Below are 14,224 nucleotides of genomic sequence, written 5' to 3' on the forward strand. Positions count from 1 at the left end.
GCTAATTTTATTCGTGCATTCAAACATGTGTTCTAATTTACATCGAACACGCGTTCTAGACATTGCAAGTGTGGGTTGCTATGATTCAAACATACGTTCGATGAACATGTGTTCGAGGAGGCTGTTATGTCAGCATTACTGCAGGCTGATGACGTTTATTTGCCACGCGGGAAACGTTCTGCTGTGGGTGCGGCAACTGGCAAGAATGTTCGGAGCTCTAGCATTATCCGCCCAGTGTCAGTAGCAGCTGGAAAGAATGGTGATGCCGGAGAAGCTTTCGCGGCAAAATCTGCTCCGATTCATTCAGCATGCTCGAATGCGCATCGGGCTGTATTACTATCAGTCGTTCCTGCTCCGAGTTCCTTGGATATTGATTGGGCACAACAGCAGCACGCGGTGGATGATGATTCTCGGTCAGCTCGCATTGAATTTGTGGAGGTGTCTCGTAGAAAAAGCGCTGCGCATTATGCTCCTCGGGGTAATAAAGCTTTACTAAATGCTGGAGCGGCGGCAGAATCTACATCGGCGATACATAATAGGCGTGGGCACCAAATAGAGAATTATCTAATGGCTCCACGTAAGGATGCCGCCTCGCGCGCCACTTTGCGCTGTTCATCGGCTCGAGTTCGGGCGTTAAGTTTTAGTGCGTTATGTGCAGCGGTCCTTATGCTTGGCGTGCTGGTTGGCATGATGTTATTCAATCTGGTGTCTCCCGGAATCTCAGCGGGTGAAATGGTGACTGTTGGATCGGGGGAGAGTTTATGGTCGATTGCCAATTCGATTGATGCGGATGTTGCTCCGGAGCAAGTCGTTGCGGATATTGCTCAGCTCAATGGGCTGGAGTCAGCTTCGGTAGTTGCTGGGCAGGAGTTGATCCTACCGGCGTACTAGAGTGTGGAAGTTTTCGCTGATATCCGATGTATTGCTCTTGCCTAATGAGGATTTTTGTTTGCCGCATGGCGGGCAAGGCGGTATTTTATGAACATGTTCTGTCCTTTTTGTCACCATGACGATTCCCGTGTTGTTGACACGCGCACTTCGGAAGACGGAATGATGATCCGTCGTCGCCGAGAATGTCCTGAATGTGGTCGGCGTTTCACTACGACGGAAAAAGCAACCCTGATGGTGTGTAAACGTTCCGGAGCGACTGAGCCATTCTCTCGAGAGAAGATTATTTCCGGTGTTGGTCGGGCTTGCCAAGGGCGGCCGGTGACTGGAGATCAGCTTGCAGTTTTAGCTCAGCAGGTTGAAGAAACTTTGCGGGGTTCAGGTGCGGCTCAGGTAGACTCCCAAGAGGTTGGATTAGCAATTTTAGAGCCACTTAGTAAATTAGATACAGTGGCATATTTGCGATTTGCTTCGGTGTATTCGAATTTCAATTCATTAGATGATTTTCAAGCAGCGATTGATACGTTGCGATCTTCTGCGGAGTCAGACAGTTAAACAATAGGCAATCGGGGAAAATAGACTTTAGGTACTGAAAACCAGATGTTCCTACTCGGTAGAACTCCTAAATGGAGAGATGGCACTACTAAAATATGGCACCCCGTATATGCGCGATCTTGTTTTACGGCGCATCAATGAAGCGTTATCACGTGCGCGAGGAATTTTTGGTTGATGATAGCGCTCTCGTCAGTACTCCCTTCGGCGTGGCTTTGGAATGGTGCGCCGAAGGGGGGGGGGGGGAGAGAAATAAACAGAGCTTTCCCTGATGTAGGGCATTTACGATAGTCAGTTAAAAAAGCTCGACAGTAAGTAGGAGAGAGACGATTGGTTGGTTGTGGTGGATCTGGATATACTTGCCAGTTATCCAGATCCACCACAACCAACTACAGATATATAAGCGCTCAGTTTGTATCAGAAGGCGAAGAACCCTCTTGCGAGAGCTCAGAATCTTCCTTGTTACCAGCACTCTCATCTGAAGACTCATCAGGGTTCGAGTGATGCGTCGTCAACGAGGTGATAGTTGATCGAGCCGCAGCAGCACGATCCATAACAGTGCTGACATATCCATCAATATGTTGAGCTGCCTTAGATGACGCCTCGCTGACTTTCTCTCGCCACTGACCAGCAACAAGTTCCAGCGTCGCCAGCTTTTCCTTGACGTTTTTACGCATCACCTTGCCCAGTTGAGAACGAGGAAGGTCATCGAGGATAGCGATAGATTTTGGCATTGCATAATGCGCCAATTTGTCTTCAGTCCACCGCCGCACAGCTTCCAGATCAACATTTGCTCCGGGCTCTAGCACCAAGGCGGCAACAACTGATTCAGAGAAAGAATCAGTAGGCATACCCACCACGGCAACGTCAACAACGCCAGGCATATCGCGTACCGCAGACTCAACCTCAGAAGGATAGACGTTAAACCCAGAATTAATAATCATCTCTTTGCGCCGGTCAGCCATAACCAGGAAACCGTCATCCCACATGCCTAGATCGCCGGTATGCAACCAGCCATCAACTAATGTTGTTGCGGTTTCTTTTGAATCCTTGTAATACCCGGAGAAAACCTGCGGGCCGCGCACAATAATCTCACCGATTTCTCCATCAGGCAGATCAACCGTCGGATTATCTGGATGAACCACACGGACCTCGGTTGACGGATAAGGAATACCCAGCGTTGACGGACGGCGATGAGAGCTAGTTGGAGATCCGCAAATCACCGGCGCAGCCTCCGTCATACCATAGCCCTCAATAATGTAGCCCGAGTGTTCCTCCCAGCGCCGAGCCAATTCGGGATCAAGAGGCATCGCTCCACACACCGAATAACGAATCGTTGATAAATCAGCGGTTGCGCCCTTATCAATCGCGTCAAGCATCCGTTTGAACATAGGAGGCACGCCGCCGAAGAACGTGATGGGATGACGCTTATGTGCAGCAAAAAGAATATCCACATCGAAACTAGGAGTCATGACCTGAGTAGCGGCCATAGATACACACACCAGCATCGACAACTGCAAACCGAAAGCGTGGAAGAACGGCAAAACAGCGCCGACAGTTTCTTCGCCGCGTTTATATGCATTCAGCCATAGGCGGCTTTGCTCGGTATTAGAAAGCAAAGCTCGGTGGGATAGTTCCACAGCTTTTGGAGTGCCGGTGGTTCCACCCGTCATGAGCAAAACGGCAGTATCTGTGATGGCAGGAGTGTCCTCGTCGGTGAACTGATAAGGTGCATTGTGTTTAACCTGGTTATCCCATGAATGGACACCAGGAGGAACCTCGCCACGCAGTTTACGACGTTGAACCCGTGCAGCCTTAATGGGGAGCTTAAGAAGGAATTGCGACTTCTTTGGCAGTGCCTTAGTGAGATTGACAGCGAGATACGTGCGCCCCTTGAAGTTGTTGTCAATAATCAGCTTTTCGATAGTTTGCTCCCAGCCGATAACAACGCGCGATCCAATTCGCTCGATCTGAGCGTCAATCTGGGATTGCGGTGCCAAGGGATTATGCTCTGCCACAGTTACGCCAAGCATCATTGCCGCATAGAAAGCCACGTAATGCTGCGGGCAATTAGGCAAGATAAGGGAGATGACATCGCCTTTTCGGACCCCGCACATCGCAAGAACTTGAGCTGCTCGCTGAACTTCATCCAAGATTTCGGCATACGTGTATTCGCGGGCCAAGAAATCAATGGCGCATCGCTGCGGAAAATCACGGACCGCAGATAACAAAAGCTCGCCAATTGGCTCAGTAACAGGATTAATATGCGTGGGGACGCCTTCGCTGTAGTGCGAGTGTGCGCGCTCCATATGGTCCATGAGATGTCCTTCTCAAATCAGTAGCTAACATTTCTAGTTACTATTCCGTAGCCTAATGCACTGCGAACCGGCGTGCACGCCCTGAAGACAGGTTAGCTATGGGCGTGACCTGCTTGCTCTGCTACTGAGTCACGGGGCAGGGGTTTCTGGTGTAGGGCTATGCCATGAGGTGTGAAAATCCCGCTTCGTTCCCAGATTTCGTGAGAAATAGTTTTTGTGATACCTGCAATGTCGTGATGTGCAGGAGGGGAGGTAGTAGGTTGTGCTGCTTTCGGAGGGGAAGAGGAATAGGGAAAGAAAAAGAGCGAGAAAGCGTGAAGAGGAGGAAAGTGGGAGGGGGAGAGAAGGAAAAGGAAAGGAGAAGGAAAGGAGGCATGTCTGTATGGGAAGCGCCTGTATGGGATACCCTGGCATATCGGCATATCGGCATATCGGCATATCGGCATATCGGCATATCGGCATATCGGCATATCGGCATATCGGCATATCGGCACCTTGATGTGCCGGCATAGCAAGAGAGAAAATATTAGGCTGCTGGCCTGCCGCTACGGTTACAATGCGCTGCCAGCCTCATCCCGAAAAGTAATATCCGACCGCGTTGCATGTCGTACAGCCACATTACGTTACCAGCACATTGATATAACATTGCCGCTTCGCAAGCAGTGCAGTAAGCCAACAAAACGTGCCAGTTTATGGACGGCATAGAAGTCGCAGACGAATATGGGCTTTTGCCTGGCTGAGACGTTCCAAAATATGAGGTGGAATCTCGCTGTCAGTATCCGTCACCATGTATCCATATTCGCCAAGTGTGGCAAGTGACTGGTAGGTAATGTTGACGTTCTCGTCAGCAAATAATTTATTGACATCCGCTAGAGCGCCAGGAGTGTTCCAATGTACCCAAGCGACCCTATGGCTGGATTGCGCGGTAGGGGCACTGGCAATATTTGGAATGTTCACCGACATATCTGTGGAGCCTTTTCGCCAGTAATCAAGGAGCTTATGAGAAACAAATTGGCCTATTGATTCCTGGGCTTCCAATGTAGAACCACCAATATGCGGAGTGAGGATGACGTTTGGCAAGTCGCTAAGCGGGCACGAAAAAGCCTCACCATTGCCAGACGGCTCCGCTGGAAAAACATCAACTGCTGCGCCGGCCACCGAGCCATCCAGGAGTTTTTCGCGTAGCGCATCAAGATCCATCACGTGACCCCGTGCAAGATTCAATACGATTGCCCCTGGTTTAAGCAAAGCGAATTTTTCTGCATCAAAAAATCCCGTATTTTCTGGGCGTCCGTCGATATGCACAGACACGGCATCAGCAGTGCTCAACAGCTCTGTTAATGTGTTTACGCGACGGGCATTTCCTAACGCAAGGCGTTCGGCATGATCGTAAAAAATGACGTTCATTCCCACTGCTTCGGCAAGCACAGATAGCTGTGAACCAATTGAACCATAGCCGATAATGCCGAGCGTCTTTCCTCGGACTTCGTGAGAGCCGGCAGCAGTCTTATTCCATATCCCATTGTGGAGAGCATGATTTTGGGCGGGAATATTACGTATTAAGGCAATCATTTCACTCAGAGCCATCTCTACAACTGAGCGAGTATTGGAATACGGCGCATTAAATACTGCGACGCCATGATCGCAGGCGGCCTCTAGATCAATCTGGTTGGTTCCGATGCAAAAAGCACCAATGGCCACGAGATCTGGACAGGATTCAATCACCCGACGAGAGATGCGTGTCTTTGAACGGATGCCGACCATATCGTAACCAGCGAGTCGGGCAATAAGGTCATCTTCGTTGAGGGATCCGGCGATCCGGTCAACCTCAATTCCGTACCGGCTAAATGAGGAATCGGCGATGTCGTGGGGATTTTCCAGGAGAAGAATTCGGGTCATGCCTTTGCCTTCCTCAGTGATTGGAGCCAGTGGTGAGATTAAGGAGTGAAGCCAGCCGGTAGATCGCCTGTCGAGATGACGTCAAGGCGTCGAGTAGGACGAGTCATCGCGACATAGAGATCACCCGGACCATCGGCAAGGATCTCGGCCGGCTCGACAAGAATGACGATGTCATACTCCAAGCCTTTCGACATCCGTGGGGTGACAATATGTATTCTCGCGTAGAGGTCCGTACCTCCGCAGTTAAGCGTCCAGTTGTTGAGATGTGCACTGCTCTGGAGGGAATGTGCCACCTCGTCAGTGCGATTCTCGGGGACGATAATGCCGATGGATCCACGGTCAGCGCCGTATTCGTTATCCAGATCGCGCACAGCATTCTGCACGAGATCGCACAAAAGCTCCACGCCGCCACCATGAACGCGATAGCTGTGTGGTAGATCGCGGGCCGGTTGTATAGGTCGAACAGGAAATCCAGCGTGCTCCATAACCTGTTGGGCACGTTCCAGTACGCGGGCAGGAGTCCGATATGAGATCGTCAACGGTTCAATATGGCAGTGGGGGGCAATATCGGCCAGGGCTTCCTGCCAGCCTCCCTCCGGAGCACCAACTGTTCGCTGGTCCACATCGCCGACGATTGTCATAGAAATAGCCGGATTCCGTCGGGCAATCATCCGCCACTGCAGGGGAGTTAACTCCTGAGCCTCATCGACAACAACATGCCCGTACGTCCACTGGCGATCACTCGCGGCTCGCTCGGCAAGCGTGCTATCAGAACGGTTGACGTGCAGGCGTTGGGCCATCTGTTGGGCGCTGACGATTCCGCCTCCCAGATTCATGGCAGACATCGTCTGTGAGACATACTCGTTCAGGGCGTGATCTTCAGCTTCTTCTCGGGCATGAGCCTGACGTTGAGCGTTGCTCAGCAGTGGGCCAAGCAGTTCTTCAAACTCGTCGATAATAGCCACATCGGCACGGGTCATGGGGGCATCTAACGGACGATATAAGGCGTCGCGTTCCGCCTGGCTCAGTTCCGGGGCAACGCGAGCTAGCAGATGAGGTTTGGCGTAGAGCCGAGCAAGAATGGTTGTTGCCGAGGAGGGCAGCCAACGCAGATTAATCTCGCGTCGGGCGTCAATACTTTGTGCCACATCATTGCTCAGCCAATCATTTTCTTCGACGCTGCGGCCGTGAGCGTCGGCTAACTGGGTGGCAAGTTGCTGGACCAACATGGTGGCATATATATCGCGAGCTTCGTTGTGCGGCTTGTGGCTGCGTCGGGCCTTGCGTTGAGCCTCGTCAACCATATCCGGAGTGAGCATGACGTTAATGCCGTTAATCCGCATGGATACGGCGCTATCAAGCGGTTTTTGTAGGATCTGGCGCACTGTGCGTTTGGCAATTGTTGACCAGATGAGTCGCCCTTTAATTTCCGTGACGCGAGCATCGTCCGTGCCCGTGACCTCCACGTTAGGGACGAGCTGTTCGAGCGTTGTCGATACGACATCAGATTCGCCGAGCGAGGGGAGGACTTGGTCAATATAGCGCAAGAATACGGTAGAGGGCCCAATAATAAGCACGCCAGAGTGCGCTAACCGATCGCGATGGGTGTATAGCAGATAAGCGGCGCGGTGAAGGGCAACGGCGGTCTTTCCGGTTCCTGGCCCACCTTGCACCACAAGAACACCCTTGGCGGGGGCGCGAATAATGCGGTCTTGTTCCCCTTGAATTGTGGCGACGATATCACCCATTTTTCCGTCGCGGGCCGAATTCATAGCGGCCATTAGCGCGCCTTCGCCCGTGAGATTTAGCCCGTCATCGTCAGCCGAAGCATTTTCAAGTAATTCATCTTCCACTGCAGTAACAGTGCGAAAGCGAGTCTGGATGTGACGGCGGCGCCGCACCTGACCAGGTTGCGCGGCGGTCGCTTGGTAGAACGGCTGGGATTGGGGTGCGCGCCAATCCGTCAGTAAAATATTGTGTTCCTCATCGCGCAGAGCCATTCGCCCAATATGGAAAACAGTATCCTCATGCATGTCGAGACGCCCAAGGACAAGGCGATTTTCTAAGTTACGCAGTCGGATGAGGTTGTCTTCGTAGTGGGTTGCGAAGGAGTCGCGTTCGGAGCGTGCGCCAGGTGATTCATGACCTGTTTGCGCCCGCACTTCAGAAAGCCGATCGAGATAATACTGGTATTGACGGTCAAAAGCGCGATATGCCTGATCGACGAAGTGTTGTTCCTCGGCCAGTGCGCGTTGTGCGGCGTGCTCGTCTGCCGAGGATGTGTGTGCCGATGTCTGTGCTTTCTGGCGGTCGGGTGAAGTCACCGAGTTTAGCCTCCCTGTCGCGAATACGGCAGTCAATTATTCCCGATTTCGAGGCTCGATGCATCCCTTAATCCGAGCGAGCAATACGTCAGAAAGCTCACGCCGCCTAGCCGCAGTAAACATGCAGGTCACAACGGGGTGAGACGGATAACGTGGACACCGCTTAACCCGATTCGGAAACTATGATTGGCTATATAGGAGACGTCTGGAGGGCAATAGTGGATTTCGAGATCTTTTCTATTGATGAAATCGCTCAAGGATTGCATGTCGATACCCTCGTTATCAACATGATTGATCTGGGGCGAGATGCCGGTGAGATCTGTGGTGCGGTCCATTCTATCTGCCAGACGTTATCGAGCCAGGAAATTGGGGAAGCAAACTCGGATATGCTCTACGACTATCGGGCGGATTTACCGACTTTACAGGTAGTTGATGGTGCGATAGCGGGGATCTCCATTCCACGTATGAATTTAACCTTGGCCACGGACGTCAACGGGGTTCCTTTCCTATATTTGGCCGGTCATGAGCCGCATTTCAAATGGATGCAAGTTGCGCAGGAATTTTTACGTATCATCGCGTTATTTGGCGTCCAGCGAGTGTTCACTGTTGCCTGTATTCCTGCGGCTGTTCCCCATACGCGACCAGTCGATATGGTGATTCGCTCTACGAAGCCAAATCCACAAGCCCCGTTATTTGAAGGCGAGATTGTGCATCCGGCGGGGGTGTGTGATTTCTTCGAGTTGCTAGCTCAGAAAGCGGGTATTGATGTAACCAATATCCGAGTGCGAGTCCCGATGTATTTCAATACTGCATCGAATGTGTATTTTGCCGGTGCTCTTGCGGGAATTCGGATGTTAGCCCAGCTTGGTGGGCCGACGTTACCAGTGGGAGATATGGAGCGTCTGGAATTACTCCAGCGCGACGCATTGGAGGAGCAGACGGCAGGAGCGAGCGCTTTCCAGGAGTTCGTCCACCATTTAGAACGAGAATATGACGAGCGTGGCGAACAATTTGCCCGCAACGATGAGATTACCTGCGAAGTTCCCAGTGCAGAAGAAATTGGTCAGGCGGCCGAGCTATTTCTCGCGACTTACGATAAAGACCCGCTTGAGCATATTGCAGATATTGATGCGGAAAATATTGGGTCGGTAGCAAAACCAGATGACGTATCAGATGAGTTGGTAGAGAACCTAAGTGAAGCAACCAATAGCGGGAAATCCGCGCACGATCTAGCTGGGGAGCGCCGACGCGATGGCGTGCGCTTGCGTCGTGGACGCCACCACTACATCGCCGAAGACGGGTCGAATACGCAGAGCGAGGAACAATGATTCGCCGCCACAAAGTGGCTCTGCTGGTATGGCTTGCGGCGGTAGCAATATATGCAGTTGCCGTTGCTGGGCGCACTTCTTTTGGTGTAGCGGGTCTGACCGCTATTGATCGCTTTGGGATTACCGCCTCAACACTGTCACTTTTTACGGTTGTGCAGATCGGGGTTTATGCCCTTGCGCAGATTCCGGTAGGTATGCTGCTGGATCGTTTTGGTGCGCGGGTGCTGCTCAGTGGTGGGGCATTAATTGTGGCCATCGGTCAGATAGGCATGGCGGTCACTGAATCTCTTGGCTTAGCGCTGGCGGTTCGGGTACTTATCGGGGTAGGAGACGCCACGGCTTTCACTGCGGTTATTCGCCTGATTGTTTCCTGGTTTCCGCCTCGACGTGCCCCACTGATGACCCAGTTGACGGGGATTGTCGGGGCAGGTGGGCAGCTTATTTCGGCTGTGCCTTTCGCATTGATTTTGACCAATATGGGATGGAATCCGGCCTTTGTGGCCTTGGCTTTCTTAGGTGTGGTGGTTGCTATCTTAGGGGTGGCCATCATCCGAGATACCCCTCGGCAGTGGAAATACACGAATCTTCCTGATGATGACGCGGTGATTGCGCGGCAACTGTCAGCCGCGGTTGTCTCACGCGCGCATGCTCCATTCCGCCAAACTCTCCGTGAGCCGGCTGCCTGGTTAGGTTTTTGGAGCCATTGGACGTGCAATTTTCCTAACACGGTTTTCATTCTGTTGTGGGGAGTGCCGTTCTTACAGATATATGATGGCTACTCTCAGTCCCAAGCGGCAGCTATGTTGGTGATCGTCAGTGTTGCTGTTGTGATCCTTGGTCCGGTTATTGGGCATTTAACGGCGAAACATTATTTACGACGGGTGTGGCTAGTCAATGGCATTGCGTTAATGATGTTGGCAGCGTGGACGACGGTTCTCCTTCTGCCCGCCCCAACTCCGACCTGGATTACGGTTGGATTCCTCATCGTGCTCGCCATGTCTGGGGTTGGATCATCAATCAGCTTTGACTTTGTGCGTACTGCAGTGCCGGCTGAGCGAATGGGGATTGCTAATGGGCTGGCTAATATGGGCGGTTTCATTGCTGGGCTGATTGTTGCCGGTTTAATCGGGGTGCTGTTGGATTGGTCATCGGCAGGAGCGCCACTGCAGCCTCGTGATTTCCGAGTGGCGATGTCCGTCCAGTTGATCGTATGGCTGATCGGTATGGTGGGAATTGATTGTGCGCGCCGCAGGACTCGGCGTCGCCAGCAAGAAAGCGGCATTGTTGTGCCGCCCTTGCGTGAGGTTATCGCCCGATATGAGGATCGATTCCAGGAGCGTACTCGGCGTTATTTTGCGTTCATGCAACGCGCTGGTGTGCGGGGATCAGCGCACGAGGAGCAGCCAGAGTAGGGAGTTAACTGGCGGGGTCGGATTGCCCGCGCTGTATCTTCGGTGCGTGGTATGAATGTGCGGCTCTGTGAAATAACGCGACTGATCCTCGGGCTGGTTGCCAGCGCGGTGCTGGGCCTGAGGCGTTATGCGTCAGTGCCAAGCGGTTTCAGGGGGGGGGAAAGAGGGAAATCCCTGCCGGTGTTGTGCCAGTGCGGAAATCTGTTGAGGCTACCTGTTTTAGGTGGGGTGCGATTATTCGAGAAAGCACAACCTTGGCGGCGTGAAGGATGAGCGGAAGAACGCGACGAGGAGGAGCACGGATGAGACAGGCGCAGGCTGTGCGTCGGGGATGTGTGAAGATTCCTTACTGAGCGCTGGGAAAAGGCCAGCCTATTGCCTGGTCGGTGAGGAGCTCGCAATGTTCTGCTCGACGTCGTAGCTCTGCGTCCTTGAGGATACGCGCGGGTAACGGGCAGCGCCGGATAGCAGTTTGAATAGCGTCATGTGGCAATGGGCGATGCGCTGCAATAACAACGAGGTTGCCATGCCGTCGGTTCTTGAGAATTGCTGGGTCTGCTATTGCCAAAAGATGTGGAAAAACCTCGCCGATTGCCCGAATCTCTGGTAGGGCAGGTGCGATGCCGTTGTGTTCGTTACGGTCAGCGATGTTGACGCAATATACGCCATCTTCTGTTAACAGTCGGGCCGCATGAGCGTGGGCCTGTATGGTGCGCAAATGCTGTGGAACCTGCCCGTTGTGGAAGGTATCGCGGATGATGACGTGCCACGAACCGCTATTAGTATCCAGGGTTATGCGGGCATCCTGAGCGCGGATTCGCAGTCGTGGCGCGGGCGGAAGGTCGAACCATTGGCGTACCTGTTGAGCTAATTCCGGATCAATTTCGATAGCGAGTTGCCTCGCCTGCCACATCGCATCAATAGCGCGCGCTAATGCACAGCCAGCAGCTCCTAAATGCAAGGCGCGTAAGGGAGAAACCTCCGGTAGGACGGCAGATACGGCACACAAAATATGTTGCATGTATTCAAATTCCAGGTGGGTTGGATCGCTCAGATCGAGAGCTGAGGATTCCGCGCCATCAATATACATAGTGACTAAATCTCCGCAAGAGTTTAGGGTGACGTCGGACATTGCTGTGCGAGTATGCGTCGGCAATGTTTTTTCTGGAGAGTGAGTCTGGTGTTTGCGAGCCATAGCGGTAGTCTAAAGGAAGAGGAAACACAGAGCGGATGAAGCAGAACGTGCGGATTCAGGGAGGACGAGGTAATGTCACGTGCGCCGCGCACATCAGGCGCGAAACGCGATTGGGGCGCCGATGATTCAGGCACTCCGATCCTGCATGTGGATATGGATGCCTTTTTCGTCTCCGTAGAGTTGCTTGATAAGCCCGAATTGCGGGGTCGACCGGTTGCAGTGGGCGGCCGGGAACGCGGGGTAATTTCTGCGGCTTCCTATGAGGCGCGACAGTTTGGCGTTAATTCGGCTATGCCGGTTGCGCAGGCGAAACGGCTGTGCCCTCAGCTTGTGATCCTGCCAGTGCGTGCAGAGCGTTACCGTGCGGTGTCGAAACGAATTATGGCGATCTTTGATTCGATCACTCCGCTTGTTGAACAGCTTTCCGTGGATGAAGCTTTCCTTGACGTATCCGGCGCACGAAAAATGTTCGGATCTCCCACGCAGATTGCTCAAGATATTCGCCGACGTATTCGCCAGCAGGAGGGAGTTCCTGCTTCTATCGGCATTGCGGCAACGAAACATGTGGCAAAGATTGCCTCGGCTCATGCCAAACCTGATGGGATGTTGTTGATTCCGGTGCAGCGCACCCAAGATTTTCTGCACTCGCTCCAGGTTGGCTCCTTGTGGGGGGTGGGCGAGAAAACCCGTCGCAAACTTGAGCAGCGGGGGATCATCACGGTAGCTGACTTGGTGGCCTTCGGTCCCGATGCGCTACGCCATTTGTTAGGTGAAGCGCTGGGAACGCAATTATTTGCGCTCGCGATGGGCCGTGATCCTCGAGTGGTCACGCCGCAACGTGTAGCGAAATCCATCAGCCGAGAACAGACTTTTTTCGATCCGATCGACGGTGCGCAAGCACTGCGGGAGCTTCTTGCGCAGGCACATAATGTAGCGGCTCGGCTTCGTCATGAATCGCTGACGGCTTGGACTGTTGGGATTAAGGTACGTTTCGCAGATGATTTTTCCACGATTACTCGATCGGTAACGCTAGCGAGTCCAACGGATTTGGCAATGGATATTTTTCATGCGGCACGTGCCTTGTTTTACGAGGTAGATATTCGCCAGCCGGGGATTCGTTTACTGGGGGTGAAGGCGGAGAATTTTGCTGATCCGCATCGCGGGGTGCAGCTCATGTTGGATACGGATGAGCGTCAGGCGAAAGCGGAGTGGGTAATGGATTCGATCCGTTCGAAATTTGGTGATCGTATGTTGACGCCAGGATCCTTGGTTGGGGAACAGCCGTTAGAGAATAATAAAGAATAGACGGTTGGAGTGCGGCTGAAACCTGCGGGATACTCGGTGCGGATCGCGGATGGTGGTGCTCCTTTCTGCTTCGGCACTGGTATGAAAGCATAGGATTCGTCGGTGCGTATGTTGGTGTATGGAATCCTAAAGGGTATGGCAATAACTAACCGCGATACCGGCTATATGCAGCAATAAGAGCTGACGGTGACCGCGCTCTGCTGGCAACATATAGCTTTTGCTGTCTTGGGCGATGCATTGCAGTCGCGGCGCGATGCGTCTTTATTGTTGCCGAATATCAAAGATGTGTTAGGCCGTGCCTGAACGGTAAATCTAGGGATTGCGGTAGTCAGGTAAGGAAAATAGGTGTGCGGAAAGGTATGCGGTTAGGCGTGGAGCATAAGGAAACCTGCCCTTGCCGATTCGATGGGGTATCCTAGCAGTACATCGATTGGGGAGAGGCACAGATGGCGCTATCTGATTACGAACGCAAGATGCTAGAGCAGCTAGAGGCACAGTTAAAGGATGATGATCCGTCTCTTGCTGATTCTTTAGCGCCGACGAAGGAATCTACTGGGGCGACCCAGATGGCGTTTTCTCCTAAGCATCTCGTTTTAGGGCTGATTATTTCGGTGGTTGGTCTGCTGATTGTATTAGGCGGGGTGTCCATTGAGAGCGTGATTGTCGGCGTGCTGGGCTTCTTCGTCGTCTTTGCTGGAATGTGGTATTTATCGTGCGGGGCAAAGCGGGTGCCAGCAGTGGCGCGCGAGCAGCGGCAACGTTCGACGCTGAGCTTTATGGAAAAGCAGATGGAGGAGTGGCGTAAGCGTCAGCAGCAGTAAAACCTCAGCCGATGAATGTTCGCCTATGTCCTTACTGCTATACAGCCTTGGGTAGGTGTGGCTGAAAGGGCGTAATAAAAGGGAACGCTGTTTTTGCGGAGGCTAACAGTAAATATGTAGATAGATTGGCAGCTTAATGGTTCGGGTGGTCAGTGGACCACTAGTTAGATTGTTACAGCCGG

The 14,224-nt window shown here is 52.7% G+C and carries 11 protein-coding genes; 7 read left to right on the forward strand and 4 right to left on the reverse strand.

Going from position 1 to position 14,224, the window contains the following annotated elements:
* Positions 1-126 precede the first annotated feature (126 nt).
* A complete protein-coding gene (locus ACLHIL_RS01515) occupies positions 127-891 on the forward strand; it encodes a LysM peptidoglycan-binding domain-containing protein (RefSeq protein ID WP_411296134.1) in 765 nt (254 codons plus the stop codon).
* 93 nt (positions 892-984) lie between these two features.
* Entirely contained in the window at positions 985-1,443 is a 459-nt protein-coding gene (gene nrdR, locus ACLHIL_RS01520; protein ID WP_411296135.1) for a transcriptional regulator NrdR, read from the forward strand.
* Between the two features lie 404 nt (positions 1,444-1,847).
* Here nrdR and ACLHIL_RS01525 read toward each other — a convergent pair whose 3' ends face one another.
* The gene (locus ACLHIL_RS01525; protein WP_411296137.1) at positions 1,848-3,758 is read right to left on the reverse strand and encodes an AMP-binding protein; all 1,911 of its coding nucleotides are present in this window, start codon (positions 3,756-3,758) and stop codon (positions 1,848-1,850) included.
* Between the two features lie 374 nt (positions 3,759-4,132).
* On the opposite strand from ACLHIL_RS01525, the gene ACLHIL_RS01530 reads away from it, so the two are divergent.
* The gene (locus ACLHIL_RS01530; protein ID WP_411296138.1) at positions 4,133-4,270 is read left to right on the forward strand and encodes a hypothetical protein; all 138 of its coding nucleotides are present in this window, start codon (positions 4,133-4,135) and stop codon (positions 4,268-4,270) included.
* 178 nt (positions 4,271-4,448) lie between these two features.
* On the opposite strand, the gene serA is transcribed toward ACLHIL_RS01530, so the two are convergent.
* Positions 4,449-5,657 carry a phosphoglycerate dehydrogenase gene (gene serA, locus ACLHIL_RS01535; protein ID WP_411296140.1) on the reverse strand — a complete coding sequence of 403 codons (1,209 nt, stop codon included), beginning with the start codon at positions 5,655-5,657 and terminating at the stop codon, positions 4,449-4,451.
* Between the two features lie 38 nt (positions 5,658-5,695).
* Positions 5,696-7,981 carry an AAA family ATPase gene (locus tag ACLHIL_RS01540; RefSeq protein WP_411296141.1) on the reverse strand — a complete coding sequence of 762 codons (2,286 nt, stop codon included), beginning with the start codon at positions 7,979-7,981 and terminating at the stop codon, positions 5,696-5,698.
* Positions 7,982-8,199: 218 nt separating this feature from the next.
* Between ACLHIL_RS01540 and ACLHIL_RS01545 the strand changes: the two genes are divergently transcribed.
* A complete protein-coding gene (locus ACLHIL_RS01545; RefSeq protein ID WP_411296142.1) occupies positions 8,200-9,309 on the forward strand; it encodes a PAC2 family protein in 1,110 nt (369 codons plus the stop codon).
* Entirely contained in the window at positions 9,306-10,721 is a 1,416-nt protein-coding gene (locus tag ACLHIL_RS01550) for an MFS transporter (protein WP_411296143.1), read from the forward strand. The genes ACLHIL_RS01545 and ACLHIL_RS01550 overlap by 4 nt, the downstream gene beginning before the upstream one ends.
* A 346-nt stretch (positions 10,722-11,067) precedes the next feature.
* Here ACLHIL_RS01550 and ACLHIL_RS01555 read toward each other — a convergent pair whose 3' ends face one another.
* The gene (locus ACLHIL_RS01555; protein WP_411296144.1) at positions 11,068-11,916 is read right to left on the reverse strand and encodes a spermidine synthase; all 849 of its coding nucleotides are present in this window, start codon (positions 11,914-11,916) and stop codon (positions 11,068-11,070) included.
* A gap of 72 nt (positions 11,917-11,988) precedes the next feature.
* On the opposite strand from ACLHIL_RS01555, the gene dinB reads away from it, so the two are divergent.
* On the forward strand, positions 11,989-13,221 hold the full coding sequence (gene dinB / locus ACLHIL_RS01560; protein WP_411296146.1) for a DNA polymerase IV: 1,233 nt from the start codon (positions 11,989-11,991) through the stop codon (positions 13,219-13,221).
* Between the two features lie 446 nt (positions 13,222-13,667).
* Complete coding sequence (locus ACLHIL_RS01565) at positions 13,668-14,042, forward strand: DUF3040 domain-containing protein (protein ID WP_411296147.1); 375 nt, start codon at positions 13,668-13,670, stop codon at positions 14,040-14,042.
* Positions 14,043-14,224 lie beyond the last annotated feature (182 nt).

It is taken from the genome of Trueperella sp. LYQ143, assembly GCF_046599595.1.
Lineage (GTDB): Bacteria > Actinomycetota > Actinomycetes > Actinomycetales > Actinomycetaceae > Trueperella.

What these genes read in the sequence shown, in the direction of transcription:
- ACLHIL_RS01515 (WP_411296134.1), top strand. Translation starts at nt 127, where the DNA reads ATGTCAGCATTACTGCAGGCTGATGACGTTTATTTGCCACGCGGGAAA.
- ACLHIL_RS01550 (WP_411296143.1), top strand. Translation starts at nt 9,306, where the DNA reads ATGATTCGCCGCCACAAAGTGGCTCTGCTGGTATGGCTTGCGGCGGTA.
- ACLHIL_RS01525 (WP_411296137.1), bottom strand. Translation starts at nt 3,758, where the DNA reads ATGGACCATATGGAGCGCGCACACTCGCACTACAGCGAAGGCGTCCCC.
- ACLHIL_RS01565 (WP_411296147.1), top strand. Translation starts at nt 13,668, where the DNA reads ATGGCGCTATCTGATTACGAACGCAAGATGCTAGAGCAGCTAGAGGCA.
- ACLHIL_RS01530 (WP_411296138.1), top strand. Translation starts at nt 4,133, where the DNA reads ATGTCTGTATGGGAAGCGCCTGTATGGGATACCCTGGCATATCGGCAT.
- dinB (WP_411296146.1), top strand. Translation starts at nt 11,989, where the DNA reads ATGTCACGTGCGCCGCGCACATCAGGCGCGAAACGCGATTGGGGCGCC.
- nrdR (WP_411296135.1), top strand. Translation starts at nt 985, where the DNA reads ATGTTCTGTCCTTTTTGTCACCATGACGATTCCCGTGTTGTTGACACG.
- serA (WP_411296140.1), bottom strand. Translation starts at nt 5,657, where the DNA reads ATGACCCGAATTCTTCTCCTGGAAAATCCCCACGACATCGCCGATTCC.
- ACLHIL_RS01555 (WP_411296144.1), bottom strand. Translation starts at nt 11,916, where the DNA reads ATGGCTCGCAAACACCAGACTCACTCTCCAGAAAAAACATTGCCGACG.